At 71.2% G+C, this 23,460-nt stretch carries 20 protein-coding genes and 1 pseudogene; 13 read left to right on the top strand and 8 right to left on the bottom strand.

All coding sequences use genetic code 11. The features are described 5' to 3' along the window. Positions 1-153: 153 nt before the first annotated feature. The 8 genes from ACX12L_RS05375 (at position 154) to ACX12L_RS05340 (ending at position 8,561) form a co-directional block, all read left to right on the top strand. Positions 154-1,191, top strand: coding sequence for an SPFH domain-containing protein (locus ACX12L_RS05375; protein ID WP_459261651.1), 1,038 nt, complete (start codon positions 154-156; stop codon positions 1,189-1,191). Between the two features lie 68 nt (positions 1,192-1,259). Beyond that, positions 1,260-2,744: a DUF4178 domain-containing protein gene (locus ACX12L_RS05370; protein ID WP_459261650.1), complete on the top strand. Its 1,485-nt coding sequence runs from the start codon at positions 1,260-1,262 to the stop codon at positions 2,742-2,744. Between the two features lie 36 nt (positions 2,745-2,780). Further along, entirely contained in the window at positions 2,781-3,002 is a 222-nt protein-coding gene (locus ACX12L_RS05365) for a DUF350 domain-containing protein (protein WP_459261649.1), read from the top strand. A 13-nt stretch (positions 3,003-3,015) separates the two neighbouring features. After that, positions 3,016-4,653, top strand: coding sequence for a polyamine aminopropyltransferase (locus ACX12L_RS05360; RefSeq protein ID WP_459261648.1), 1,638 nt, complete (start codon positions 3,016-3,018; stop codon positions 4,651-4,653). Further along, a complete protein-coding gene (locus ACX12L_RS05355) occupies positions 4,653-6,317 on the top strand; it encodes an FAD-dependent oxidoreductase (RefSeq protein ID WP_459261647.1) in 1,665 nt (554 codons plus the stop codon). The genes ACX12L_RS05360 and ACX12L_RS05355 overlap by 1 nt, the downstream gene beginning before the upstream one ends. A 94-nt stretch (positions 6,318-6,411) precedes the next feature. Further along, positions 6,412-6,933, top strand: a complete 522-nt coding sequence (locus tag ACX12L_RS05350) for a PadR family transcriptional regulator (RefSeq protein ID WP_094439610.1) — start codon at positions 6,412-6,414, stop codon at positions 6,931-6,933. 16 nt (positions 6,934-6,949) lie between these two features. Continuing rightward, positions 6,950-7,777, top strand: coding sequence for a siderophore-interacting protein (locus ACX12L_RS05345; RefSeq protein ID WP_459261646.1), 828 nt, complete (start codon positions 6,950-6,952; stop codon positions 7,775-7,777). A gap of 121 nt (positions 7,778-7,898) precedes the next feature. Then, positions 7,899-8,561, top strand: coding sequence for a hypothetical protein (locus ACX12L_RS05340; RefSeq protein WP_459261645.1), 663 nt, complete (start codon positions 7,899-7,901; stop codon positions 8,559-8,561). Positions 8,562-8,570: 9 nt separating this feature from the next. On the opposite strand, the gene ggt is transcribed toward ACX12L_RS05340, so the two are convergent. Both ggt and ACX12L_RS05330 read right to left on the bottom strand, forming a co-directional pair. Then, a complete protein-coding gene (gene ggt / locus ACX12L_RS05335) occupies positions 8,571-10,190 on the bottom strand; it encodes a gamma-glutamyltransferase (protein WP_459261644.1) in 1,620 nt (539 codons plus the stop codon). Between the two features lie 11 nt (positions 10,191-10,201). After that, positions 10,202-11,188, bottom strand: coding sequence for a Bug family tripartite tricarboxylate transporter substrate binding protein (locus ACX12L_RS05330; RefSeq protein WP_459261643.1), 987 nt, complete (start codon positions 11,186-11,188; stop codon positions 10,202-10,204). A gap of 106 nt (positions 11,189-11,294) precedes the next feature. Between ACX12L_RS05330 and ACX12L_RS05325 the strand changes: the two genes are divergently transcribed. Continuing rightward, a complete protein-coding gene (locus ACX12L_RS05325; protein ID WP_459261642.1) occupies positions 11,295-12,236 on the top strand; it encodes a LysR family transcriptional regulator in 942 nt (313 codons plus the stop codon). On the opposite strand, the gene ACX12L_RS05320 is transcribed toward ACX12L_RS05325, so the two are convergent. Further along, positions 12,233-13,468 (bottom strand): CaiB/BaiF CoA transferase family protein, encoded by a 1,236-nt coding sequence (locus ACX12L_RS05320; protein WP_459261641.1) that lies wholly within the window; start codon positions 13,466-13,468, stop codon positions 12,233-12,235. The genes ACX12L_RS05325 and ACX12L_RS05320 overlap by 4 nt on opposite strands. Before the next feature lie 84 nt (positions 13,469-13,552). On the opposite strand from ACX12L_RS05320, the gene ACX12L_RS05315 reads away from it, so the two are divergent. The 3 genes from ACX12L_RS05315 to ACX12L_RS05305 are packed head-to-tail and all read left to right on the top strand — an operon-like array spanning position 13,553 to position 16,683. Further along, positions 13,553-14,413: an IclR family transcriptional regulator gene (locus ACX12L_RS05315; protein ID WP_459261707.1), complete on the top strand. Its 861-nt coding sequence runs from the start codon at positions 13,553-13,555 to the stop codon at positions 14,411-14,413. Between the two features lie 37 nt (positions 14,414-14,450). After that, entirely contained in the window at positions 14,451-15,437 is a 987-nt protein-coding gene (locus ACX12L_RS05310; protein ID WP_459261640.1) for a Bug family tripartite tricarboxylate transporter substrate binding protein, read from the top strand. A 13-nt stretch (positions 15,438-15,450) separates the two neighbouring features. Continuing rightward, positions 15,451-16,683 (top strand): acyl-CoA dehydrogenase family protein, encoded by a 1,233-nt coding sequence (locus ACX12L_RS05305; RefSeq protein ID WP_459261639.1) that lies wholly within the window; start codon positions 15,451-15,453, stop codon positions 16,681-16,683. 219 nt (positions 16,684-16,902) lie between these two features. On the opposite strand, the gene ACX12L_RS05300 is transcribed toward ACX12L_RS05305, so the two are convergent. The 3 genes and pseudogenes from ACX12L_RS05300 to ACX12L_RS05290 all read right to left on the bottom strand — a co-directional run bounded on the left by ACX12L_RS05300 (position 16,903) and on the right by ACX12L_RS05290 (position 18,397). Then, entirely contained in the window at positions 16,903-17,235 is a 333-nt protein-coding gene (locus tag ACX12L_RS05300; RefSeq protein ID WP_459261710.1) for a hypothetical protein, read from the bottom strand. 383 nt (positions 17,236-17,618) lie between these two features. After that, a pseudogene (locus ACX12L_RS05295) lies at positions 17,619-17,786 on the bottom strand (alcohol dehydrogenase catalytic domain-containing protein); the annotation flags it as partial. A gap of 143 nt (positions 17,787-17,929) precedes the next feature. Further along, positions 17,930-18,397 (bottom strand): CoA transferase, encoded by a 468-nt coding sequence (locus ACX12L_RS05290; protein WP_459261638.1) that lies wholly within the window; start codon positions 18,395-18,397, stop codon positions 17,930-17,932. Here ACX12L_RS05290 and ACX12L_RS05285 point away from each other — a divergent pair. Continuing rightward, positions 18,389-19,090: an NAD(P)H-dependent flavin oxidoreductase gene (locus tag ACX12L_RS05285; RefSeq protein WP_459261637.1), complete on the top strand. Its 702-nt coding sequence runs from the start codon at positions 18,389-18,391 to the stop codon at positions 19,088-19,090. The genes ACX12L_RS05290 and ACX12L_RS05285 overlap by 9 nt on opposite strands. A 79-nt stretch (positions 19,091-19,169) precedes the next feature. Here the strand turns inward: ACX12L_RS05285 and ACX12L_RS05280 are convergent, their stop codons facing one another. Both ACX12L_RS05280 and ACX12L_RS05275 read right to left on the bottom strand, forming a co-directional pair. Further along, positions 19,170-20,744 (bottom strand): diguanylate cyclase, encoded by a 1,575-nt coding sequence (locus ACX12L_RS05280; RefSeq protein ID WP_459261636.1) that lies wholly within the window; start codon positions 20,742-20,744, stop codon positions 19,170-19,172. A 124-nt stretch (positions 20,745-20,868) separates the two neighbouring features. After that, complete coding sequence (locus tag ACX12L_RS05275) at positions 20,869-23,415, bottom strand: cation-translocating P-type ATPase (RefSeq protein WP_459261635.1); 2,547 nt, start codon at positions 23,413-23,415, stop codon at positions 20,869-20,871. Positions 23,416-23,460 lie beyond the last annotated feature (45 nt).

Genomic DNA, 23,460 nt, shown 5'->3' with positions numbered 1-23,460 from the left:
TAGGTTTATCAAATGATATTTATTCTCATTTGAGTCCGCCAATTGATCGTTCCTACCCCCGCGATAGCAGCAGGGCGCCCGCGCATGCCGTCGCTCGCTATGATGGCTGCTTCCCTTTTACCTCCACCTTTTCCGCCCGACGGGAGCACGCGCATGGCCCTCATGGACTTCATCAAGAAACAGTTCATCGACATCCTCCAGTGGACGGAAGAGGGCGACGGCACGCTGGCCTGGCGCTTTCCGATGCGGGACATGGAGATCCAGAACGGCGCCGCGCTGGTGGTGCGCGAGTCGCAGATGGCCGTGTTCGTCAACGAGGGCCAGGTGGCCGACGTGTTCGGCCCCGGCACCTACAAGCTCACCACGCAGACGCTGCCCGTGCTGACCTACCTGAAGCACTGGGACAAGCTGTTCGAGTCCCCGTTCAAGAGCGACGTGTATTTCTTCAGCACGCGCCAGCAGGTGGACCAGAAGTGGGGCACGCCCCAGCCCATTTCCATCCGCGACAAGGACTTCGGCGCCGTGCGCCTGCGCGCCTTCGGCAACTACGCCTACCGCGTGGCCGATCCCAAGCTGTTCCACGGCGAGATCTCGGGCACGCGCGACGCGTACCCGGCCGCCGACCTGGACGGCCAGCTGCGCGGCCTGGTGCTGCAGAACATCAGCAACGCCATCGCGGCCAGCGGCGTGCCCTTCCTGGACCTGGCGGCCAACCAGGCCATGTTCGCCGACGCGCTCGCCAGGGAGCTCGCGCCCGCGTTCGCCCGCATCGGCCTGAAGCTCGAAACCATCACGGTGCAGAACGTCTCGCTGCCCGAGGAGCTGCAGAAGGTGCTCGACCAGAAGATCGGCATGGGCATGGTCGGCAACGACATGGGCCGCTTCATGCAGTACCAGACGGCGCAGGCCATCCCGAAGTTCGCCGAAGGCGGGGCCCAGGGCGGCGGCGTGGCGGGCGACGCCATGGGCCTGGGCGCCGGCGTGGCGCTGGGCCAGGTGCTGGCGCAGAACCTGCAGCAGGGCCTGCAGGGCGGCGGCGCGCAGGCGGCGCCCGCCGCAGCCGCCGTGGGCGTGCGGCCCGAGGAGGTGATGGCCACGCTGGAGAAGCTGGCCGACCTCAAGGCCAAGGGCATCCTCACGCAGGAAGAGTTCGACGCCAAGAAGACCGAGCTGCTCAAGAAACTCGTCTGACTATTGTTTCCGTAGCTGCCAGCGCTTGAGGGATAAGCGCTGGAGGCCAAAAACACCCAAAACATCCAATGGCCGAAAGCGGCACCCAGCGCCACTACCGCGCGCCCTGCCCCGGCTGCGGCGCGCCCGTCGAGTTCCGCAGCGCGCAATCCACCCACGCCGTCTGCCCCTACTGCCACAGCACCGTGGTGCGCAGCGGCGAGGTGCTGCGGCGCGCGGGCCGGATGGCCGAGGTCTTCGACGACCACAGCCCGCTGCGGCTCATGGCCAGCGGCAGGTTCGGGGACCAGCCCTTCACCCTCATCGGCCGCCTGCAATACAAGGGCGACGAGGGCGGCTGGACCGAGTGGATCGCCTGGCTGCAGGACGGCAGCACCGCCACGCTGAGCGAGGACAACGGCGCCTACGTCTTCACGCGCCCCGCCACCCTGGGCCGCGAGCCGCCGGACGCCGCGCGGCTGCGCGTGGGCGCCACCACCGCGGTGGGCGGCAAGCCCTTCAGCGTGGCGGCCAACCTGCGCGCGCAGCTCGTCGCGGCCGAGGGCGAGCTGCCCCGGCTGCCGCCGCCGGGCCAGCCCTTCGACGTGGTCGAGCTGCGCAGCAGCGACGGCGAGGTGCTCGCCATCGACTACGGGAGCAGCCCGCCCCAGGTGCAGCGCGGCCGCGCCGTGCGCCTGGAAGACCTGCAGATGCAGGGCCTGGAGGACGAATCGGCCAGGGAGGAGAAGGGCCGCCAGTTCAGCTGCCCCCACTGCGGCGCGCCCGTGCAGGTGCAGCTGGCCACCACCAAGAGCTGCACCTGCCCCGCGTGCAACAGCCTGATCGACCTGAGCGCCGGCGTGGGCGGCGAGCTGCGCCACGCCGTGCAGCACGAGCCCGTCGCGCCGCTGATCCCGCTGGGCAGCGTGGGCCGGTTCGAGGGCGCGCAGTGGCAGGCCGTGGGCTTCCAGCACCGCATGGGGCGGGAGCCAGGCGACGACGAGGAGTTCGGCTGGGACGAATACCTGCTCTACAACGCCCGGCGCGGCTTCGTCTTCCTCGTGGACGCGAGCGACGGCTGGAGCCTGGTGCGCCCCGCCACCGGCGCGCCCCAGTACAAGAACGGCGCGCAGATCGCGAGCTACCTGGGCACGCAGTACCGCCTCGCGTCCACCTACACGGCCGAGACCGACTACGTGCTCGGCGAGTTCTACTGGCCCGTCGAGCGTGGCCAGAAGACCAGCAACGCCGACTTCGCCGCCATCGGCGGCAGGGGCCTCCTCTCGCGCGAGCAGTCGCGCGGCGAGGTCACCTGGTCGCACGGCGAGCGCATCGACAGCAGCGCCGTCGCCCAGGCCTTCCGCCTCGGCGACAAGGCCGCCCTGTTCCGCCGCCAGGACGCGGGCCCCGTGGCCGGCAACCCGGGCATAGGCTGCAGCACGCTGATATTCGCCGCCGTCGTGCTGCTGGTCCTGCTGGTGCTCATGAGCAACTGCGCGGGCTCGTCGGGCGGCGGCTACCGCAGCCCGGGCGGCTCGTTCGGCGGCTACACCTCGGGCGGCGGCCACAAGTGACATGACCAAGAACCACCTTCACAAGGAGCAAACGCCATGATCGGAATCGAATGGCTCCGGCCCGCGGCCTTCCTCGGGTCCATCCTCTACGCGCTGATCGGCGTCGTCGTTTTCTGGCTGTGCTTTCTCATCGTCGACAAGATCACGCCCTACGACCTGTGGGCCGAGATCGTCGAGAAGCAGAACCGCGCGCTGGCCCTGGTGGTGGCGGCCATGTGCCTGGGCATCAGCATCATCGTGGCGGCGGCGATCCATTGACCGGCCCGCGCGCATGAGCGCCGCACCCGAAGCGGCGGGCGCCGCCCCGCCCGCCGCGCGCCCCACCGACATCGCCTTGCTCGCCAGCGTCTTCGTCATCGCGGCCTGCGGGCTGCTGTACGAACTGGCGGCGGGCGCGCTCGCGTCGTACGTGCTGGGCGACTCGGTGCTGCAGTTCTCCACCGTCATCGGCACCTACCTGTTCGCCATGGGCGTGGGATCGTGGCTGTCGCGCTATTTCGAGCGGCAGCTGCCCGCGCATTTCCTGCGCATCGAGTTGCTCGTGGCCCTCGTCGGCGGGGCGCTGCCGGCCGTGCTGTTCCTTGCGAACGCCTACGCGCCGGGGGCGTTCCGCGTGCTGCTGTACGGCATGGTGCTGCTCGTGGGCACGCTGGTGGGGCTGGAGATTCCGCTGGTCATGCGCATCCTGAAGCGCAACGTGCGGCTCAAGGACCTGGTGTCGCAGGTGCTCACCTTCGACTACCTGGGCGCGCTGGCCGTGTCGCTCGCGTTTCCGCTGCTGCTCGTGCCGCAGCTCGGGCTGGTGCGCACGGGGCTGCTGTTCGGCTTCATGAACGCGGCCGTGGCCGTGTGGGCGCTGTGGCTGTTCCGGCATGAGCTGCGGCGCTTTCGCGCGCATGCCGTGGCCTGCGCGGCGGTGGTGGGCGCGCTGCTCGCGGGGCTGCTGGGGGCCGAGCACATCACGCGCTTCGCGGAGGACAAGTTCTACCAGGACCGCATTGTGGTCAGCGCCGCGTCGCCCTACCAGCGCATCGTGGTCACCCACGGGCGGCAGGGGCACCGCCTGTACCTCAACGGCAACCTGCAGTTCGCCGAGCGCGACGAGTACCGCTACCACGAGGCGCTCGTGCACCCCGCCATGGCCGCGCACGGCGCGCCCCGGCGCGTGGCGGTGCTGGGCGGCGGCGACGGCATGGCGGTGCGCGAGATTCTCAGGTACCCCTCGGTCGAATCGGTCACGCTGGTGGAGCTGGACCCGGCCATGACGCGCCTGTTCACCCAAGACCCGGCACTGCGGCGGCTGAACGCGGGCGCGCTGTCCGACCCGCGCGTGCGCATCGTCAACGCCGACGCGTTCCAGTGGCTGCAGGAGGGTACGGATTCGAGTGCCGCCGGGCCGCCCCAAGGCGCGAGGGCCCCCTCGGGGGGCAGCGAACCACGCGAAGCGGGGAGCGTGGGGGCACACGAAACTTTCGACGTGATCGTCGTGGACTTCCCCGACCCCACCAACTTCGCCATCGGCAAGCTCTACACCAACAGCTTCTACGCGCTGCTGGAGCAGCGCCTGGCCGCGAGCGGCTACGCCGTCGTGCAGACCACCTCGCCGCTGGTCGCGCGCCGCAGCTTCTGGACGGTGGTGCAAACCATCGAATCCGTGGGCCTGATGGCGCGGCCCTACCACGCGCATGTGCCGAGCTTCGGCGAATGGGGCTTCGTGATCGCCGGCCGCAGGCCCTGGCGCGCGAGCGCCGCGCTGCCCGAGGGGCTGCGCTTCCTCGACGCGCAGAGCCTGCCGCTGCTGTTCGACTTCCCGCGCGACATGGCGCGCGTGCCGGCCGAGGTGAACCGCCTGTCCAACCAGGTGCTGGTGCACGCCTACGAACAGGAATGGGGTGCGGTGACACATTGATGGACCGCCGCACTTTCCTGGCCACGCCCCTCGCGCTGCCGGCCTGCGCGCCGCGGCCCGGGCTCGAAGGCGGCTACACCGGCATCGCCATGGAGCGCGGCCATGCGCTGCGCGACCGGCTGGAAGGCGCCGCGCCCGCCGTCACGCACCGCACGCGCGTGGTGATCGCGGGCGGCGGCATCGCGGGGCTGGCCGCGGCGCGTGCGCTGCGGCTCGCGGGCGTTCACGATTGCGTGCTGCTGGAGCTGGAGGACGAACCCGGCGGCAACAGCCGCGCGGGCAGCGTGCGCGGCATCGCCTGCCCGCTGGGCGCGCACTACCTGCCCGTGCCCGGCGACCATGCGGGCGAGGTGCAGGACCTGCTCGAAGAACTGGGCCTGCGCCGCCGCGTGGCCGGCCGCTGGCAGTACGGGGGTGATGAGGGGCGCCACCTGTGCCACAGCCCGCAGGAGCGCCTGTTCCTGCACGGCCACTGGCAGGAAGGCCTGCTGCCCGTGCAGGGCGTGGGCGGGTCCACGCTGGCGCAGTACCGGCGCTTCTCCGCGCGCGTGGCCCAGCTCGCGCGCGCCGCGCCGTTCACCATGCCGTCGTTCAAGGGTTTGATGCAAAATCGGCCTCTGGCGCCCGTCCATCAAGCGCTGGACGCTATCACTTTAGATGCATGGCTGGCGCACGAGAGGCTCGACGACGCCTACCTGCGCTGGTACCTGGACTACTGCTGCCGCGACGACTACGGCGCCGGCAGCGCGCGCGTGTCCGCCTGGGCAGGCATCCACTACTTCGCGAGCCGCCATGGCTTCCACGCGCCGGGCGACGGAGAGGATGCGGAGCGCGAAGGCGTGCTCACATGGCCCGAGGGCAACGGCTGGCTTGCGCGGCGCCTGGCCGCGCTGGGCGCGGGCCAGGTGCGCTGCGGCACCGGCGTGCTGCGCATCGCCGAGACGCGCCACGGCGTGGAGGTGGACGCGCTGGACCACGCCAGCGGCCGCGTGGAGCGCTGGCAGGCCGATCGCTGCATCGTCGCGCTGCCCGCGTTCGTCGCCGCGCGCGTGGTGCAGCCCGCGCCCGCCTTCGTGCAAGAGGCCGCGCGCCGCCTGCAATGGGCGCCCTGGCTGGTCGCCAACATCCACATCGATGCCCCGCTGGCCGACCGCGAGGGCGCCGCGCCCGCGTGGGACAACGTGCTCTATTCAGACCCCGTGCCCGGCGGCCTGGGCTACGTGGATGCGGGCCACCAGCGGCTCGATCCCGGCGCGCTGCTCGCCGGGCCCACCGTGCTGAGCTACTACCAGGCCCTGGGCGGCCTGCCCGATGGCCGAGCGCTGCTCGCCGGGCGGCCCTGGACGCATTGGCGCGACGCCATCCTCGCCGCCCTCGCCGTGCCCCACCCCGACCTGGCCGGGCGCGCCACGCGCATGCAGGTCACGCGCTACGGGCACGCCATGTCCATCCCCGTGCCGGGCATGCAGGCGTTTTTGAGCCAAATCGGCCTCCAGCGCTTTCCAGTCAAGCGCTGGCAGCTATCGAACGGAGAGCGCGTGCCGCTGCCGCCCATGCCTGGCACCGCGCGCCTGCTGTTCGCGCACACCGACTGGTCGGGCTACTCGGTGTTCGAGGAAGCCTTCACGCGCGGACACGCGGCGGGGCTGGCGGCGGCGGGGTAGCAACCACGGCGGCCGAGGGGGCTTCGCGCGGGCGCCCGCGGCCGGCATTCAATTAGATATATCGTAAACAAATAGATATATCGAATTGGATGCCATGAAAGACCCTGAATTCCTCGACCTGCGCACCGGCCACCCCGCCACGCGGCGCGGCGGGCGCGTGTTCGGCCACGGCGGGCTGCGCCTCGTGCTGCTGCGGCTCATCGCCGACAAGCCGCGCCACGGCTACGAACTCATCAAGGCCATCGAAGAGCGCCTGGGCGGCAGCTACAGCCCCAGCCCCGGCGTGATCTACCCCACGCTCACGCTGCTGGAGGAGATGGGCCACGTGACCGTGGCCGCCGGCGACGGCGGGCGCAAGCTGCACACCGCCACCGCCGCGGGGCTGGAGCACCTGCAGGCCCACCGCGCCGAGGTGGACGAGCTGCTGGCCCGCATGGACAGCGGCGCCGCCATGCGCACGGGCCGCCACGCCCGCCCCGCGCCCGTGGAACGCGCCGTGGGCAACCTGCGCCAGGCCCTGCACATGCGCCTGGCGCGCGAGCCCATGGGCGACGCGCAGGCCCACGCGATCGCCGACGTGCTCGACGCCGCGGCGCGGCAGATCGAGCGCCTCTGAAAGAAAGGACGCCCTCATGAACGCAACCCCCGAACTGCTCGCCGCCCGTGCCCCGCAGCGCGTGCGCCACGAGCTGCGCCTGCGCAGCCTCACCGTGCAGAGCGCCGAGTGCATCACGCCGCACTGCGTGCGCGTCACCCTCGCGGGCGAGGAACTGGAGGGCTTTTACAGCCCCGGCTTCGACGACCACGTGAAGCTCATCCTGCCCGACGCGGCCACGGGCGCGCTGCACCTGCCGCGCTTCGACGCGCAGGGCACGCCCGGCCCGCAGGCGCCGCGCCCCGCGATGCGCGACTACACGCCGCGCCTGCACGACGCGGCGGCGCGCATGCTGGCCATCGATTTCGCCCTGCACGACGCGGGCCCCGCCACCGCCTGGGCGCTGCGGGCCGCGCCGGGCCAGCGCATCGGCGTGGGCGGGCCGCGCGGCTCGATGATCGTGCCGCTGGCGTTCGACGGCTACGTACTCGCCGGCGACGAGACGGCCCTGCCCGCCATCGCGCGCCGCCTGGCCGAGCTGCCCGCGGGCACGCCCGCGCTCGCGCTCGTCGAGGTGGACGGCCCGGCCGACGAGCAGCCCCTGCCCACGGCGGCCGATGCGCGCATCCGCTGGGTGCACCGCGTCGGCGCCGCGCCCGGCGACCCCGCACCGCTGCTGGCCGCGCTGCGCGCGCAGGCGCTGCCCGCGGGCGACGTGCACGCCTGGGTGGCCTGCGAGACGGGCGTCGCCAAGGCGCTGCGCGCGCACCTCGTGGGTGAGCGCGGCGTGCATCCCAAGTGGGTCAGGGCCTCGGGCTACTGGCGGCGCGGCAGCGCGGCCATGCACGAGGTGGTCGAGGAATGATGGAGAAAAATAGGCCTGCAGCGCTTGATTAGCAAGAATTTCAAGCTATCGAATAAAGAGCGGGCACCTACCTGCGGGCAGGAGGCAGAATCGGGGCAGATCCCCGATGCACGCGAGACACATGCCGCAGCCGCACCCCGTCTACCACCGCACGCCCCTGCCGCCGGGCGCGCGGCGCAAGGTCGGCTGGCTGATGCTGTGCTGGATGCTGATCGTCTTCAGCCCCTTCGTCGGCTTCGCGCTGCACGGCAAGGTGGAGGAGCGGGGCCTGGTCCTGGGCCTGTACTTCGCGCTGCTGCCGCTGTGCGGGCTGCTGGCGCTGCGGCGCCTGCACCGCGCCGGCCTGCGCCAGGTGCCGCCGGATGTGCTGGGCGAGTGGCGGCATGGCCGCCTGGTACCGCCCGAGGGCGCGCCGCCCGTGGCGCCGCCGCTGCGCTACGCCGGCCCGCGCCACTGGATCGAGCTGCGCGCCGACGGCGTGCTGGCGTCGCGCAGCGCCCTGCTCAACCTGAGCGGCGAGGGCGGCATTGCCGAGGCGATCGCCAGCCTGCGCGTGGCCGACGCCGCGGGCCAGTACTTCGTGCCGTGGGCGGCCATCGGCGGCTGGGAGATCGACACCGACGGCGACGGCCCCGACTTCCACCGCCTGCGGCTGCGCCCCGGGGGCTTCGTGCTCCTGCGCCGCTTCCGCGCCCGCACCGGGCCCGAGGCCGGCCTGCTGGACGGCGTGCGCTCCATCGGGCGCGTGCCGGTGCTGCTGAAGGACGACCTGGTGGCGTCCTGAGTCGCCAGGTCAGAGCATGAGCCCGTATGCCACCCCGTCGCGCCCCGGGTCGGCGCCGCCGTGCAGCCCATCGGGCAGCGCCTGCACGCCGTGCACCCAGGCGATGGTGTAGTTGTAGGGGTTGCGGTTGACCTGGTAGCCCTGGGCCTCCAGCGCGCGCGCGGTGTGGCGCGGGATGCGGTTGCACACGTCGATGGCGTTGCTGGTGGACGAGAAGCGCGGCGCGCTCACGGCGGCCTGCATCTGCATGCCGTGGTCGATCACGTTGAGCAGCACCTGCAGCACGCCCATGGCGATCTGCGTGCCGCCGGGCGCGCCGAGCACCACGTCGAGCCTGCCGTCCTTGAACGTGAGGGTGGGGCACGACGAGGTGAAGCGGCTCTTGCCCGGCCGGATGCTGCCCGCGCGGCCCGGGCGCGGGTCGAACACGCCCATGCAGCCGTTGTAGAGAAAGCCCATGCCCGGCGTGATCACGCCCGAGGGCATGGCGAGCGAGTGGGTCATCGAGACGCAGCTGCCGTCGCCATCGACCACGCAGAGGTGCGTGGTGTCGCGCGGCACGGGCGCGCCGGGGTTCACGCGCTCCACGCTGAAGCGCCGGCCCGCGCGGATCTGCGCGGCGGCCTCGCGCGCCATGTCCTTGGAGAGCAGCTGGTCGAGCGGCACGTCGAAGAAGCGCGGGTCGCCGATGTGGCGGTCCTTGTCCGACGTGGCCTTCTTCATCGCCTCGCAGACGATGCGCAGGTACTCGGGGCTGTTGTGCTCCATCGCGCCCAGGTCGAAGTTCTCAAGAATGTTGAGCATCTCCAGCAGCATCGCGCCGCCGCCCGGGGGCTGGTTGGTGGTCACCGTGCGGTCGCGGTAGCTGCCCACGAGGGGGACGTTCCTTTGCACCTCGTAGCGCGCCAGGTCTTCGAGCGTGATCAGCGCGCCGAGCGACTGCAGGTGCGCCACCATCTCGCGCGCCAGGTCGCCCTGGTAGAAGGGGTGCGATCCCTCGTCGGCGATCCGGCGCAGCACGCGCGCCATGCCCTCGTTGCGCAGCGGCGCGCCGATGGGCTTGGGGCGGCCGTCCGGGCGGCAGTAGAGCGCGCGGCCCTCCTCGCTGTACTGCAGGCGCTCCAGGTTGCCCACGCGGCCCGAGGTCGGCTCGTCGATCCAGAACGCGTGCATGCCGGGGCGCACGAAGAAGCCGTCCTGCGCCCAGCGGATCGCGGGCTCCACCACCTGCCTCCACGGCAGGCGGCCGTGGGCCTGGTGTATGGCCTCCAGCCCCTTGAGCGTGGCGGGCGTGGCGATGGACTGCGGGCCGATGTCGTTCACGCGGCCCTTGAGGATGAAGCCGAAGCCGTCGGGCGTCTCGCCTTCGAGCAGGTCTTCCCACATGTCCTCGCGCGCGGCCAGCGGCGCGGGCGAGTGGAAGTCGAAGTATTCGTGCACGCCCGCGCCGGGCAGGTACACGGCCGCGGTGCCGAAGCCCGCGATGCCGCACATCAGCGGGTCCACCACCGTCTGCGCGAGCGCGGTGGCCACGGCGGCGTCCACCGCGTTGCCGCCCGCGCGCAGGATGTCGATGCCCGATTCGGCCGCCTCGGGCTGCGGGCAGACCACCATGGCTTGCTTCTTCATGGCGCCGCTCCTCACTTGGCGCTCAGGTTCAGCGCGTCCAGCGCAGGGCCCCAGGCCTTGGCGTCGCGCACCGTGGTCTCCATGACCAGCGATGCCGGGCCCGAGACGGGCAGCACGCCCATGCTTTGCAGCTTGGCCTGCACCTCGGGGCTCTTGTGGAAGGCCTCGGTGGCCTTGTTGAGCCTGTCCACGATGTCGGCCGGCGTGCCCGCGCGCGCCACGATGCCGCTCCAGCCCATGTTGTCGAAGCCCTTCACGCCCAACTCGCCGGCCGTGGGCACGTCGGGCAGCTCGGCGGTGCGCCGGGGCGCGAGCACGGCCAGCGCGTTGAGCTTGCCGTTCTTGATGTGCGGCAGCGCCGTGCCGTAGACGGGCGCCATCACCTCCACCTGCCCGCCGATGGTGGCCATGATGCCGTCGGCCTCGCCCTTGTAGGGGATGTGCGTCATCGAGATGCCCAGCGCCTTGGACAGCAGCTCCACCGCCAGGTGCGTGGAATTGCCCAGGCCCGCCGACGCGAAGTTCAGCTTGCCCGGCGCGGCCTTGGCGCGCTCGGTCAGTTCCTTGAGCGTCTTGATGCCCGTGGCCGGGTTGGTCGAGAGCACGAAGGGCACCGTGGTCAGCATGGCCACGCCCGTGAAATCCTTCTCGGGCGAGTAGGGCAGGGGCTTGTAGGTGAACTGGTTGAGCACCATCAGCGACACGCTGCCGTACAGCAGCGTGTAGCCGTCGGCCGGCTGGTTCAGCACGCTCTGCGCGGCGATGATGCCGCCGCCGCCCGGCTTGTTCTCCACCACGATGGTGCCGCCGATGGCCTTGCCCGCATGCTCGGCCCACAGGCGCGCGATGGTGTCGCTGCTGCCGCCGGGCGCCTGCGAGACCACCAGGCGGATCGGGCGGCCGGGGTAGCTGCCCTGCGCCCACGCGGCGGTCGTGGCGGCGGCCGCCAGCGCGGCGCCCGCGAAGAGCTTGGAGAGGTTCTTGAACGTGGCTGGCATGGGCAATCCCTTCGGCGGCATGGCGGAAAAAACGATCGGCGCATTGTGGTGAAGCACCTCCCGGATGCCTAGTGAAAAGGCACAATGGCTGCATGAGGGTTTGTTCATGATTGGCGACGGCGCCTCCTGGGCGCGCCGGCTCAAGGTGCGGCACCTGGAGTCGTTCCTGGTGCTGGACGAGGCGGGCACGCTCACGCGCGCGGCCGAGCGCCTGCACATGACGCAATCGGCCATGTCGCACTGGCTGGCCGAGCTGGAGAGCGTGGCCGGCACGCCGCTGGTGGTGCGCGGGCGCAAGGTGCAGCTCACGCCCGCGGGGCATCTGCTCAAGCGGCTGGCGGTCAACGTGCTGGGCGACATCTCGCGCACCGGCCGCGAAATGCAGGCCGTGGCCCAGGGGCGCGTGCCGCGCCTGAACGTGGGCAGCGTCTGGGCCGGCATCGCGGGCGGGCTGCCCGAGGCGGTGAGCGCCTTCCAGCGCACGCACGCAGACGTGGCCGTCTCCATCCACGACGGGCCGTTCGACAACCTGCTCAAGGGACTGGAGGCGCGCGCGCTCGACGCCGTCATCGGCGTGCTGGACGCGCGCGCCCACCAGCCCGGGCTGGAGCACGAGGTGCTGTTCGAGGACCACGTGGCCATCGTCGTCGGCCAGGGCAGCAAGCACTGGGCGCACAGCGACGCGCTCAGCTTCCGCGACGTGCTGCATGAGCAATGGGTAATGCCACCCGGCGGCACGCTCACGCGCATGCAGATGGACGCCTTCCTGATCGAGCAGGGAGCGTCCTGGCTCGTGCCCCGGGCCGAGACCGCGTCGCTGGCGATGATGCAGGCCCTGCTGCACAAGGGCGACTACGTGGGCGTGTGCTCGGAGTCGATGGCCGACTACCAGGCCTCCATCGGCATGTTCCGCAAGATCAGGATCGAGTCGAGCATCCGCTTCGGTCCGATCACCGTGATGTGGAACCGCGAGCACGTCGCGGCCACGCTGCGCGACTTCATCGGCTGCCTCGTGGCGCATGCGCGCGGCGCAATTGCAATTGGCTAGATGATTTTTCGTGCCCGCAGGCGCTGGATATCCTTGGCCGTCAATCCAGCTTGCGTGAATACCGCTTCGTTGTGCTCGCCCGGCGCTGGCCCGATCGGCGGCACGGGCAGCGGGTACCCGGTCACGCGCGGGACGATGCAGGGCGCGGGCAGGGGGCCGCACTCGGCGTCCTCCAGGTGCACGATGGCGTTGCGGGCCTTCAGGTGCGGGTCTCGCAGGATGTCCTGCACCGTGTAGACCTTGCTGAAGGGGATGCCGCCCCGCTCCAAATGGCGCGCCAGTTCCTCGAAGTCGTGCGCCTGGAACCAGGCGACCAGCACCCTCTCCAGTTCATCCACGTGTTTCACCCGCTGCGGATTGGTGCTGAAGCGCGGGTCGGCGGCCATTCCGGGTTGTCCGACGATCTCGCACAGCCGCTTGAAAATGGGGTTGGAGGAGGCCACCAGCGAGAAGTGGATGCCGTCGCGGCTGCGGTACATGTTCGAGGGTGCGGTGTAGCTGGCCTGGTTCCCTGCGGGGCCGCGGATGATGCCCATCTGCTCGTACTCGACGGCCAGCGGGTCGAGCAGGCGCAGCAGCGCTTCCGTCGCTGACAAGTCGACCTCGGTACCCGGCATGTCTGGGTCTGCGCGCAGGCGTGCGACTTCCATCGCGATGGAAAAGGCGCAGAACAGCCCGGCCACGTAGTCGCCCACGGGGTAGTTGCTGTGCAGCGGCGTGCCGTCTTTTTCACCCGTCAGGTTGGTGAAGCCGCTCATGGCCTCGAAGATGCGGGCGAAGCCGGGGCGCGTGGCATAGGGCCCGGTCTGGCCGAAGCCGGTCAGGCGGACCACGATCAGCCGCGGGTTGGCGCGCCGCAGGGCCGCCAGGTCCAGGCCCCAGCGGTCCAGCGTGCCGGTGCGGAAATTCTCGACCAGCACGTCGAACCGCGCGATGAGCCGGAGGAACACGTCGCGCCCCTCGGGCTGGCGCACGTCCAGCGTGATACCGCGCTTGCCCCGGTTGGCCACCTTCCACCACAGCGGCACGCCATCCTTCACGGGCTGCAGGGCGCGCAGCGCGTCGCTGCCGTCCGGCAGTTCGAGCTTGACCACCTCGGCGCCATGGTCCGCGCACAGGGTGGCGCCGACGGGGGCCGCCAGCACCGTCGCCATGTCGAGGATGCGCACCCCGTGCAAGGCGCCATTGGATGAGGAGGGTGAGGTCATGTGCGGCTCGGCGAGGTGTTGCATGCCGCCGCAGTCTGATGCGTCCGGGCGGCGTGCGAAAGCGGTGTTCCACTGTGCAAAACGGCCTTGCCGGATTCATTGACGCCGGTGTGCGGCGGCCGTGAACATGTCGGCCAACCCCGTTCATTCCAACACGCCGTGGCCTCCATCCATTTGCCTGGATCCGTCGATCCGCACGACCTCAGTACCGACCGCCAGTTCGCGATGAACCTGGCGCGCGGCGTGCAGGTGCTGCGGGCGTTCTCGGCGCAAAGCGCGCTGCTGGGCAACCGCGAGCTGTCTGACATCACCGGCCTGCCCAAGGCCACAGTGTCCCGGCTGACCTACACGCTGAGTCTGCTGGGCCTGCTGGAGCGGGAGGCCGTGTCGCAGAAGTTCCGGTTGACCGCGGGCGTCCTGTCGCTGGGCCATCCGCTGCTGGCGAGCATGCCGGTGCGCCAACTGGCCCGGCCCTTGATGGTGGAGCTGGCACAGCGGTCGGGCTGCACCGTGAACCTGGGCATGCGCGACCGTTCCAACGTCGTCTATATCGATTCGATCCGGCCCCACGACGACAACGCGCACATGCCGGACATCGGTGCCACCTATCCGATGGTGGCGAGCGCCATCGGGCGCGCGCTGATCTTTGCAACGCCGAAGCAAGAGCGCACGGCGCTGCTGAACTTCCTGCGCGTGCAGGACGGCGAGACCTTCGCCAAGTACGCGAGTGCGCTCGAAGAAGACCGCAAGCGCTGGGAGAAGCACGGCTACTGCCATGGCCCGGGCTATTGGCGCAAGGAGGTCCACGCCATCGCCGTGCCGATCGCGCAGCGCAGCGGAGAGCCCGCGCTGGCCATGAACTGCACCCTGTACGCGCACCGCAATGCGGCGGAGTACCTGCCCAAGAAGGTGGTGCCCCTGCTCAAGGGCGCCGTACGCCATCTGGAGGCAGCGCAAGGGCTGCTCTGAATTCCATTCGCCACCCATCAACGACAGGAGACAACCCATGACACAGTACCGCCGCAGGCGCTTCACGATGGCCTTGTGCGCCGCCCTGGCTGCATTCGGCTTCGGCACGGCCCATGCCAGCGATGCCTTCCCCAGCCGGCCCATCCGGATCATCGTTCCCTACCCCGCGGGCGGTGTGGTGGACGCGCTGGCGCGGGTCGTGGGCGAAAAGCTGTCGGGCAAGTACGGGCAGCCTGTGATCGTGGAGAACCGGCCCGGTGCGGGAGGCAACATCGGTACGGAATACGTCGCCAAATCGGCAGCCGATGGCTACACGCTGCTGATGGCGTCGCCCTCCTTCGCCGTCGCGCGGCTGTTCCAGAAGTCGATCGGCTGGGACCCCGTGCGCGACTTCAAGGGCATCGCCTGCTTCGGCGCCATTCCCAACGTGATCGTGGTGCCACCGCAAGTGCCCGCCAAGACACTGCCGGAATTCCTGGCGCTCACCAAGGGCGGCAAGTCGCCGCAGACGTATGCCAGCTCGGGCATCGGCACCTCGTCCTTCCTGGCGGGCGAACTGCTGGTGCAAACCGCGCGCGTGCCGCTGACCCACGTGCCCTACAAGGGGCAGCCCGAGGCCATCACCGACCTGCTGGCGGGCCGCGTGGACATGATGCCCATGTCCACCTCGCTGGCGCTGCCTCAGATCCAGTCGGGCAAGCTGCGCCCGCTGGCCGTCACGACCCTGCAGCGCGCGCAGGCGCTGCCGGATGTGCCCACCGTGGCCGAAGCGGCGAAGCTGCCCGGCTACGAGGTCGCGACCTGGCTGGGGCTGCTGGCCCCGGGCAAGACGCCGCAGCCGGTGCTGAACCAGTTGTCGCAGGACGTCGCCGCGGTGCTGGCGCTGCCCGAGGTGAAGGCCAAGTTCCGCGACCTGGCCATCGAGGGCCAGCCGATGAAGGGGACGGATTTCGACCGCTTCGTTGCCAGCGAGGTGGAAACCTGGGCGCGCGTCGTCCAGCAGGCCGGCATCACGCCCAACTGAAGGGAGACATGAGATGACAGCAAATGCCTGCGCCGGCCGTCTCTTCGGCGATCACTTCCTGTCCAGGCTGCATGTGGACGAACAGGCCATGGTCGCCAACGTGCGCCGCCTGGCCAGAGACGCACTCGGCCCCCGCGCCGCCGAGGTCGCGCAGAGGGACGTCTTCGCCTGGGACAACTTCCGCCTGCTAGCCAGGGAGGGTGTGATCGGCACCGCCTTTCCACGCGAATACGGCGGCACCGATGCGCGGCAGGTGCTGCGCATCCGCATCATCGAAGAGCTGGGCCGGGTCTGCAGTGCGTCGGCCTCGCTCGTCACCGGAGCGGATCTGTCCTGCCGCGCCATCGTCGCGGGCGCGTCGAATGACAACAAGGCGCGGCTCCTGCCCGCCCTGTGCCGGGGCGATATCCAGGCCGCCTTCGCGCTGACCGAGCCCGGCGCGGGATCGGACGTGCGGGGCCTGTCCACCACGATCCGCCGCGAGGGGAACGATTACGTCATCAACGGCCGCAAGAAATTCATCACGCGCGGTACCACCGCCGACTGGTTCATGGTCGTGGGGCGCGCGGAGCATGCCCCGTCCTGCTTCATCGCCGTGCTGGTGCCGCGCGATGCGGCGGGCTTCGCCATCAGCCCCGAGGTGGGCAAGCTGGGCTGGGCGGGCGTGCCGATCTCCTCGCTGCAGTTCAAGGACGTGCGGGCCAAGGTCTCCGACCGCCTGGGCGCGGAGGGCGACGGTTTCGACCTCGCCCAGGACGCCCTGGTCCGTGCGCGCATGGGCCACGCCTCGATGGCGCTGGGGCGCGCCATCGGAGCGGTGGAAATCGCGACGGCCTACATGGTCGACCGCAGGCTGTTCGGCAAACCGCTGGGCGACCACCAGGGCGCGCAGTGGATGGTGGCCGACATGGTCACCCAGCTCGAAGCCGCCCGCGCGCTGGTGCATTTGGCAGCCGAGAAATACGACAGCGGCGACCCTGGCGCGGGCATCTTCGCCTCCATGGCAAAGCTGCAGGCCACCGACCTGGGCATGAAGGTCGTGACGGACGCGTTGCAGCTCACGGGAGGGCGCGGCTACCTGCAAGACTTTCCGCTGGAGCGATTCTTTCGCGACGCCAAGCTCAACCAGATCGGCGAAGGCTCCAGCGAAGTGCACAAGACCGTCATCGGCCGTGACGCCATCCGCCGCGTGCGCACGCTGGAACGGCATCCCTGCCTGAAATTCGAATCGCTGGAAGACTACTGAAGTGGCACGCGTGCGTTTCAGGCAGGGCGGGCCTGCATGAATCGGGGCGCGGGATGCCTTCTCGCTCGACCAGGCTGCCCAGCGCGCAGATGAGGGTGGGACGCCAGCTCGCCGAGCGACGGCACGGGAGACACGCAGGCTTCGGTGCCCTCGAACACCTGGCACCAGTGCGCTCGGTCTTGCCGCGCTCCAGCACGCGCACGCCGGCCAGGGGTGCGCTCATGCCGCCTCTCCGAACGCCACGAGCGTCCGGCCGCTGGTGGCGCCGGCCAGCTGGCGCTGCGCATGCGCCAGCACATCGGCCAGAGCGATCTCATGCACATCGGGCACAAGCGCGGCGAAGTCGGGCGCCCAGTCCTGCGCGAGCTTGTGCCACAGGCGCAGCCGCTCTTCCCACGTGGCGTTGGCGACCACGCCGAACAGGTGCACCCTGCGCATGATGAAGGGCAGCACGCTGCCGTCGAACGTATTGCCGGCCGCGTTGCCCACCGAGGCCACCAGCCCGCCGTCCTGCATGGAGCGCAGCAGCCAGGCGAGCGTGCCGCCGCCCACGTTGTCGATGGCCGCGGCGAACCGCGCTTTTTCCAGCGGGCGCGGGGGCGCGGGGGCGCGAGCGCGAGGCTGGCATCGAGCACATCGGATGCTCCCAGCGCGCGCAGCGCGTCCGCCTGCGCCGGGTCGCGCGTGAGAGCGGCCACGCGGTAGCCGGCGCGCGACAGGATGTGGATGGCCAGGCGCCCCACGGCGCCGCCCGCGCCGGTGACCGCGATCGGGCTGTCCCCGGGCCGCAGGCCCCAGGTCTCGAAGCGCTCCAGCGCCATCGCGGCCGTGAAGCCGGGCACGCCGATGATGGCGGCCTGCCGCGGCGTCAGCCCCTCGGGCACATGCTGCAGGTGGCGCGCGGGCACGCGCATGACTTCGGAGAGCCCGCCATCGAAGTCGATCCCGGTCTGGAAGCCGTGCACCAGCACGGCATCGCCGGGGCTGAAGGCCGCGTCGTCGGAGGCGACGACCTCGCCCACCGCCTCTATGCCCGGTATGCGCGGATAGCTGGAAATGATGCGGGCCTTGCCCAGCAGGGACAGGCAGTCCTTGTAGTTCATGCCCGCATAGCGGGTGCGCAGCGTGACTTCGCCGGCAGACAGCCGGTCGGCCGTGAGGGTCTCCAGGGCCGCGTGCGCCTGTCCGTCCTGCTGGCGCACGACGAGGGCGTGGAAGGGTGCGTGCATGGGTGGGCTCCTCGCGGTCAGATCACGCCTTCGGCGCGCAGGTCGGCCAGGTCGGCATCGGAGAGCCCGAACTGCGCATACACCTGCGCGTTGTGCTCCCCCACGGCGGGGCCGGTGCGCGGCATGGGCATGTCGCGCCCGGGAACGCGCGGCACGATGCAGGGGGCAGGCAGGCTGCCGTAGTCCGGATCGGGCAGGCGGATGATGGCGCCGCGCGCCTGGAAGTGCGGGTCGGCCGCGATGTCGCGGATGTCGTAGACCTTGCTGAAGGGAATCTCGTGCCGCTCCAGCAGGGCCGCGATGTCCGCGAACGGCCGCTGGTGGAACCACTCGGCGATGCCGTTGTCGAGCGCGTCCAGGTGGGCGATGCGCAGCGTCGCGGTGCAAAAGCGCGGATCCGCGAGCCACTCGGTGCGCCGAGCTTTTTCACCACCCATGCACGTTCCGAGGCGCTGTTCCAGGCGCAGATCGATGCGGTGCTGCAATCCAACGCGCGTGCGGTGGTCACGGCCATCGGCCTGCGCGCCAGCCTCATCGCGCAGGCGCGCAGCCGCGGCAAGCTGACCATGTCGCTCGTGGGCACCGAGCGGCATGCGCGCAAGGCCCTGGACATGGGGGTGGACGTGCTCGTGGCGCAGGGCTACGACGCGGGCGGGCACACGGGGCCGATCGGCACGCTGTCGCTGCTGCCGCAGATCGTGGAGGCCGCGCAAGGCAAGCCGGTGCTGGCCGCGGGCGGCATCGCCACGGGCGCCCAGGTGCTGGGCTGCATCGGCGCGGGCGCGCAAGGGGCGTGGCTCGGAACGCTGTGGATGGCGGCGCGCGAGAACCATACCCCTCCCGCCCTGATGCGGCGCCTGATCGACAGCGGCAGCGATGACACGGTGATCTCGCGCGCCCACAGCGGCAAGCCCTGCCGGGTGGTGCGCAGCGCGTGGATCGATGCCTGGGACGAGCCCCAGGCACCCGCTCCGCTGGGCATGCCCTACCAGCAGGCGCTGACGGGGGATGTGTTCGCATCGATCCATGAACACGGCGATGCCGCGCTGATCTACGAGGCAGCGGGCCAGAGCGTCTTCGGCATCACGCGCGAAACGACGGTGGCCGCGCAGATGGAGCAACTGGTTTCCGAGATGCAGGCGGCCTGGAGGCGCCTGGGCGCGTTCGTCACGGCATGACCCAAGGGCCGCGAGGAAACGCGCATGCATGTGTCGGGAACTCCCTAGACCTTGGGAGCTTCCGGCTTCGAACGAGTTCTCACAGCTCGACGGCCTGGATGCGGTTGCGCCCCGCGCGCTTGGCCGCGTAGAGCCGGGCGTCGGCCTGCTCCAGTAGTTCCTGCGCGCTGGCGTGGCCCTGCGCCAGGGTGGCGACGCCGATGCTCACCGTCAAGGTTTTCCCCCCGGCCAGGGCATTGGGCAGGGCAAGCCGCGCCGTGGCCTGGCGGATGCGCTCGGCCACTCTGCATGCGTCCCCGGCGGCGGTTTGGGGCAGCAGGCAGGCGAACTCCTCGCCGCCATGGCGCGCCGCCAGGTCGGTGGGCCGGGTCACCGTTTTCCGCAGCACCTGGGCGACGGCGCGCAGGTAGTCGTCCCCCGTGGCGTGCCCGTAGTGGTCGTTCACGCTCTTGAAGTGGTCCACGTCCACCAGCAGCACGCTCAGCGGCGAGCCCGTGCGCTGCCGGCGTGCGTGCTCGCGCTGCAGCGCCAGGTCGAAGGCCCGGCGGTTGGCCAGGCCGGTCAGGCTGTCGGACAGGCTCAGCTGTTCCAGGCTCTGGTTCAGCTGCCCCAGGTTCCGGTTGGCCGCCTCCAGGGCCTGCTGCTGCTGCCGGATCTGCTGGTTGCTCCCGGCCAGCAGGCGCGCCATGCGCCGGTAGCGCATGAAAGCCAGGCCGAACACCAGCACCAGCACGGCGGCCGCCACGCTGGCGGCTTGCAGGATGGTGCGCTGGCCGCGCTGCGCCATGTAGCGCTCGAGGAACTGGCGCTCGCCATCCTCGTGCGCGGTGATGGACGCCGAGACGTCCAGGGCGGCCAGGTAGCGGTCGAACGCCGCCACGATGCGCTGGTGCTGCGGCGAGGGACTGAAGTAGAAGCGGTAGGCGCGCGGGTCCTCGCGCAGGGTGTGGATGACCTCCAGGTCGAAATACTCGTACCGGTAGCGATCCTCGGTGAACATGCTGCGGTTGAACACGGCAACGTCGATGGAGCCATCGCGCACGGGCCGGTACAGGCCTTCGTTGCTGGCCGGGGCGTAGATGGCCAGCTGGGCGGCGGGAACAATGTTCCTGAGCGCGGCCTCCAGCGCCACGCCCTTGATGGTGCCGACACGGTAGTGCGCCAGGTCGCCCAGGCCGTGCACCGACAGGTGCTGCCCCTTGCGGGCGATGACGGCGTAGTAGCTTTCGTAGTACGGCCGGGTGAACAGGCCCAGCCTTGCCCGTTCGGGCTGCAGGCTCAGCGGCATGAAGACATCGGCGCGGCCCGCCTGCACCTGCTGCAGCTTGTCCGCCAGGGTCAGGCCCTGGTCGGGAACGATCTCGTAGCGCAGGCCCAGCTCCCTGGCGATGAAGCACCACACATCGACGCTGATGCCGGTGTAGGTTCCCCTGCCCTGGTCGTAGCGGGCCATGGGCGGCGCGTCGGACGACAGCACGCGCAGCGGCGCCAGCGCCCGGAATTCAGCCTTCTCCTGGGGGCTCAGCGGCACCGGCTGGCGCAGGTGGATGTGCTGTGCGCCCTCGCAGGCCAGGGCCAGAGCAGGGGCCGTGCCGCACAGCGCGGCCCACAGCGCGCGCCGCAGTACGCCCAGCCCATACCGTTTCCAGCCCATCAGTCAGCGCCCATGGAATTCAGGGCGACACGCGAGGACTTGTCCGGCGCCGCCTTGGTAACAAAACATGCGATTGTCGCTGGAGCCGGCGCACCCCGGCATTCCCGCCTGCGGCCGCGTCGATTCAGCACGAGGGCCGCGCGCGTCTGCGGCGCCGGGCGGCAAGCCGCAGCAGCTCCAGCCAGGCCAGGCACAGCGCCAGCACGGTGGCGATCGCAGCCAGGGTCGGCAGGCCCGCGCCGGCCAGGCCCATCAGCTGGCGCAGGCCCGGCAGGGCCAGCACGGCCGCCAGCAGCAGGCCCACGGCCGCCGCCATGGGCAGCAGCCAGGGGTTGGCGGCCGGCCCGCGCCGCCACAGCGGCCGCGCCGGGTCGCGGTGCGCGAGGATGAGCAGCAGCACGCACGGCACCAGGGCGCCCAGCACCACGGCCCGCCCCTGGGCCACGCTCCAGCCCTGGGCCTGCAGCCAGGCCTGCGCCGCGAGCAGCACGGCGGCGATCCCCAGGCCCTGCACCATGGGCAGCAGCAGCGCGCCCGGCGCGAAGGGCGAGTCGTCCACGGGCCGCGCGGGGCGCCGCATGATGTCCGCCGCCTCGGGCTCGGCCTCGAAGACGATGGAGCAGGCTGGGTCGATGAGCAGCTCCAGCACCACGATGTGCACCGGCAGCAGCAGCACCGGCCAGTGCAGCAGCGTGGGCGCCAGCGCCAGCGCGACGATGGGCATGTGCACGGCGAACACGAAACGCGTGGCCTTGCGCACGTTGTCGTCGATGCGCCGGCCCTGGCGGATGGCGGCGACGATGTGGGCGAAGCTGTCCTTGAGCAGCACCAGCGCCGCCGCCTCGCGCGCCACGTCGGTGCCGCGCTCGCCCATGGCGATGCCCACGTCCGCGGCCTTGAGCGCCGGTGCGTCGTTCACGCCGTCGCCGGTCATGGCGACCACGGCGCCGTCGGCACGCAGCAGCTGCACCAGGCGCAGCTTGTGCGCGGGCTTGAGGCGCGCGCACAGGTCCACGCGGCGCAGGCGCTCGCGCAGCGTGGCGTCGTCCAGGGCCTGCAGCTCGTCGCCGGTCAGCACCTCGGGGTGCCCGGGCAGGCCCACCTGCCGCGCAATGGCGCGCGCCGTGGCCGGGTGGTCGCCCGTCATCATCACCACGCGCACGCCGGCGCTGCGGCATTGGGCCAGCGCCTCGGGCACCTCGGGGCGCGGCGGATCGGCCAGCGCCAGCAGGCCCAGAAACTCGAAGTCGAAATCGTGCTGGCTCGGCGGCCAGGACTGCGCCTGGCCCGCCCCCACCCAGTGCCCGCGCGCCACGGCCAGCACGCGCAGGCCGCCCTCGGCCAGGGCCTCGACCTGGGCGCGGATGGCGCCGCGGCGCGCCTCGTCCAGGTGGCACAGGTCGGCCACGGCCTCGGGCGCGCCCTTGGTGGCCAGCAGGTGCCGGTGGGGGGCGCCGGTGGCGTACACGCGCGTCATGGCCAGGATCTCGCCCGAGAGCGCGTACTCGAACACCGGCTCGCGTCCGTCGTGCACGTGCTCCGTGCCCTGCAGCCAGTCGTGGCCGAACTGCTGGATGGCCTTTTCCATGGGGTCGAACGGGTCGCCCGGCGTGGCCAGCATGGCGAACTCGACCAGCAGGTGGAAGTCCTCGGGCAGCTCGCCGGCCCCGGCGGCGCGCCAGTGCCCCGCGGGCGTCGCCAGCTCGGCCACGGCCATGCGGTTCAGGGTCAGCGTGCCGGTCTTGTCCACCGCCAGCACGGTGATGGCGCCCAGCGTCTCGACGGCGGTGATGCGCCGCGTGAGTACCTTCAGCTGCGCGATGCGCCAGGCGCCCAGCGCCAGGAACACGGTGAGGATCACCGGTATCTCCTCGGGCAGCAGGGCCATGGCCAGGGCGATGCCCGACAGCAGGCTGTCGAGCAGCGGGCGGCCGTTCCACCACCAGCCCAGCAGCACCTGGGCCGCGGCCAGCACCAGCGCCAGCGCCCCCAGGGCGCGCACCAGGCGGCGCGAGCGCTGCTGCAGCGGCGAGGGCGGCGCCTCGGTGGCGGCCAGGTCGGCGCCGATGCTTCCCACGGCCGTGCGGCCCGCCGTGGCGCAGACCCGCGCCAGGCCCGCGCCGCGCGTGACCACGGTGCTGGCGTACAGGCGCTGCCCGCCCGCGTCATCGGGCAGCTTGGCCACGGGCACGGACTCGCCCGTGAGCAGCGACTCGTCCACCTCCAGCTGGCCGTCCAGCAGCACGGCATCGGCGGCGATGCGGTCGCCCTCGTGCAGCACGAGCACATCGCCGCACACCACGTCGCGCCCGGCGATGTGCTGCTCCGCGCCGTCCCGCAGGACCAGCGCGCGCGGGGCCGAGAGGTCGCGCAGCGACTCCAGCGCGCGCTGCGTGCGCCGCTCCTGCACCAGCGTGATGCCGATGACCACGAACACGAAGCCGAGCAGGAACAGGGCCTCGCCCCGGTCGCCCAGCGCCAGGTAGATGCCGCCCGCGGCCAGCAGCATCAGGAACATGGGTTCGGTGAGCACCTCGCGCACGATGGCGGCGGTGGACTTCGGCGCGCTGTCCGGCAGCTGGTTGGGGCCGTCGCGCGCCAGGCGCTCGGCCGCCTCGCGGCTGCTCAGGCCTGGCAAGGGGGTGGCTGCGGCAGGTGGTCGGTCTGGCATGGGGCAGGGTGCCGGTAGGGTTTTGGGGCAGTGTATAAGTGCCGT

The sequence above is a fragment of the Alicycliphilus sp. T452 genome (assembly GCF_054512775.1).
This window is presented reverse-complemented; position numbering and strand designations above follow the sequence as displayed.

Excerpts from the sequence above, each read along its gene's own strand:
- ACX12L_RS05340 (WP_459261645.1), top strand. The coding sequence starts at position 7,899 with ATGCCGCAGCCGCACCCCGTCTACCACCGCACGCCCCTGCCGCCGGGC.
- ACX12L_RS05320 (WP_459261641.1), bottom strand. The coding sequence starts at position 13,468 with ATGCAACACCTCGCCGAGCCGCACATGACCTCACCCTCCTCATCCAAT.
- ACX12L_RS05345 (WP_459261646.1), top strand. The coding sequence starts at position 6,950 with ATGAACGCAACCCCCGAACTGCTCGCCGCCCGTGCCCCGCAGCGCGTG.
- ACX12L_RS05365 (WP_459261649.1), top strand. The coding sequence starts at position 2,781 with ATGATCGGAATCGAATGGCTCCGGCCCGCGGCCTTCCTCGGGTCCATC.
- ACX12L_RS05275 (WP_459261635.1), bottom strand. The coding sequence starts at position 23,415 with ATGCCAGACCGACCACCTGCCGCAGCCACCCCCTTGCCAGGCCTGAGC.
- ACX12L_RS05280 (WP_459261636.1), bottom strand. The coding sequence starts at position 20,744 with ATGGGCTGGAAACGGTATGGGCTGGGCGTACTGCGGCGCGCGCTGTGG.
- ACX12L_RS05360 (WP_459261648.1), top strand. The coding sequence starts at position 3,016 with ATGAGCGCCGCACCCGAAGCGGCGGGCGCCGCCCCGCCCGCCGCGCGC.
- ggt (WP_459261644.1), bottom strand. The coding sequence starts at position 10,190 with ATGAAGAAGCAAGCCATGGTGGTCTGCCCGCAGCCCGAGGCGGCCGAA.
- ACX12L_RS05310 (WP_459261640.1), top strand. The coding sequence starts at position 14,451 with ATGACACAGTACCGCCGCAGGCGCTTCACGATGGCCTTGTGCGCCGCC.
- ACX12L_RS05330 (WP_459261643.1), bottom strand. The coding sequence starts at position 11,188 with ATGCCAGCCACGTTCAAGAACCTCTCCAAGCTCTTCGCGGGCGCCGCG.
- ACX12L_RS05370 (WP_459261650.1), top strand. The coding sequence starts at position 1,260 with ATGGCCGAAAGCGGCACCCAGCGCCACTACCGCGCGCCCTGCCCCGGC.
- ACX12L_RS05325 (WP_459261642.1), top strand. The coding sequence starts at position 11,295 with ATGATTGGCGACGGCGCCTCCTGGGCGCGCCGGCTCAAGGTGCGGCAC.
- ACX12L_RS05355 (WP_459261647.1), top strand. The coding sequence starts at position 4,653 with ATGGACCGCCGCACTTTCCTGGCCACGCCCCTCGCGCTGCCGGCCTGC.
- ACX12L_RS05375 (WP_459261651.1), top strand. The coding sequence starts at position 154 with ATGGCCCTCATGGACTTCATCAAGAAACAGTTCATCGACATCCTCCAG.
- ACX12L_RS05350 (WP_094439610.1), top strand. The coding sequence starts at position 6,412 with ATGAAAGACCCTGAATTCCTCGACCTGCGCACCGGCCACCCCGCCACG.
- ACX12L_RS05305 (WP_459261639.1), top strand. The coding sequence starts at position 15,451 with ATGACAGCAAATGCCTGCGCCGGCCGTCTCTTCGGCGATCACTTCCTG.